1 protein-coding gene is annotated in these 600 nt (G+C 57.3%); it reads left to right on the top strand.

Going from position 1 to position 600, the window contains the following annotated elements; translation table 11 throughout:
• Positions 1-344 precede the first annotated feature (344 nt).
• Positions 345-600, top strand: a 256-nt coding sequence (locus AC01FP_RS18715; RefSeq protein ID WP_474482411.1) for a transposase, incomplete at its 3' end; no start/stop codon positions are given.

The following is a 600-nucleotide window of genomic DNA, read 5'->3' as shown; positions in this document are numbered from 1 at the left end:
CTGAGATCCAAGCTGTTTTCAGAGGTCTGTCAAGAGCGGAACTGCCACGGAGCTTTCTCCCCCCTGAACAGTTACGAGTGGACAGGCCACCACCAGCTTTCAGCTCCGCATCCACAGACTCCATGCCTGCCACTCAGTGGCAGCGTTGGGCAGACCAGATGCGATTGCACCTCACTGGACAACAGCCTCGTTGATGGCCGCATCTTTTATGGTTCACTGCGCTGGGTGAGGCTTCTTAGGGCTTGGGCAAAACACCCATCCTGCGGGTCTGACGTGGACCCCAGAAACTGAGCCAGCTCTTATGAGAGCTTCCCTACCGGCCAGAATTGGCCAGGAGAAGCCCCATGAAAGTCAAACGCCACAGCCCCGAGCAGATCATCCGCAAGTTGCGGACCGCTGAGCAGCTCTTGAACCAGGGCCAGACCGTTGCTGACGTCTGCCGAGCCCTGGAAGTTTCTCCGGCGACTTACCACCGCTGGCAGAATCTGTACGGGGGAATGAAAGCCACAGAGGCCAAACGCCTCAAGGAGCTTGAGCTGGAGAACACACGGCTAAAGCGATTATTGGCAGACGCAGAACTCGACAAGGCCATGCTTAAGG

It is taken from the genome of Cyanobium sp. NIVA-CYA 375 (genome assembly GCF_056108345.1).
This window is presented reverse-complemented; position numbering and strand designations above follow the sequence as displayed.